At 64.0% G+C, this 1,121-nt stretch carries 1 pseudogene; it reads right to left on the bottom strand.

Going from position 1 to position 1,121, the window contains the following annotated elements:
- Positions 1–1,121 (bottom strand): annotated as a pseudogene (locus NW863_RS13130) (type II secretion system protein); the annotation flags it as partial.

Here is a 1,121-nt window from a genome sequence, read left to right as displayed (position 1 = left end):
CAGGTCGATGTTGAGGGCCCGCACCGCCATTGCCTCGCGGCCATCGTAAAACACCGAATCTTTGAAGGGCACGCGATGGCACTGGTCGCCGACTCGGATCAGCTCCATCTGGTTGCTGTTGGGATGGTTGCCACCGAGTAGGGTGCTGCTGGGGCAAGTGGCAGTGGCATGGGGCAAACGCCAGTCGTTGATGGTGGAGCGAGGCCGAAGAGCCACTTGCTCGAGGTCGGTTACTGCCCGGTAGGTCACATCCGGCAGCCAGGAGTAGGCGCCTCGCCGCTCGCTCTCTATGGGATCCGCCTGGCCAAAGTCGCTGGTGGGGAAGATGTAGCGCAGCGGCAGGTAGAAGCGGTTAGAGGCATTCAGATCACCCCTACGGCTGGCTTGAATGTCATCCCGAAGGATCTGAGCTGCTGGATCCCCGGCGTTGGCAGCCGCCTCAATCCGCAGAATGTTGTCGGCCAGCATGCCCAGCATGCAGCCCGCCGTCTGCAGCGTGGTTTGATCCGCCAAGCTAAGGTTGTTCGGGTTGTTGATGATTCGCCGCAGCTCGGAGAAGTTGCCAAAGGCAGTGATGAACGGATCTGGGTGGATGCGGCCCGCCTCCTGCCTGGGCGGATAGGCCCCGTCGGGGTCGCCAGCAAAATTGGCCAGGTTGGTCAGCGCCGTCCACAGGGGCGTCCCAGGCCGCAGCCGCTCTTGCATCGGCCCAGGGTCATATTCCCAGACGTTGGTGCCCTGGCCGGTGAAGAAGTTGATGCCCAGTTGGTCGGTCTGATCGCCGGCAGGGAAGGTGGAAGCCCGCCGCAAGCTCCAAGGCGTGCCGGGGTGGGCCACCGTGGCCAGGCAGGCGATGGGGAAGCGCCCATCTTGGTGGCTGTAGTGGTAAACAGCCGTGGCCTGCACTGCTGCCGGGTTGTCCCGCAGGGTCAAGCGTTGCCGCGCCTCGTTGCTGATGAAAATGGCCTGTAGCTTAGTGGGATCATTGGGATCGCCCCCTGGCACCAACGGCAGCGGCAAAGAGTCGGTGCGGGTCAGCTCCAAGCGCTGCCCCACGATCACCCGCAGGCCCTCCACACGGGCCCGCCGCTCCCAGTAGCCATCCAGCCCCACCTCGGCAA

Origin of the sequence: Synechococcus sp. B60.1 (assembly GCF_047462555.1) — a bacterium.
Taxonomy (GTDB): domain Bacteria; phylum Cyanobacteriota; class Cyanobacteriia; order Thermostichales; family Thermostichaceae; genus Thermostichus.
Note: the sequence above shows the minus strand (reverse complement) of the source record. Positions and strands in the feature narration are given on the sequence as shown.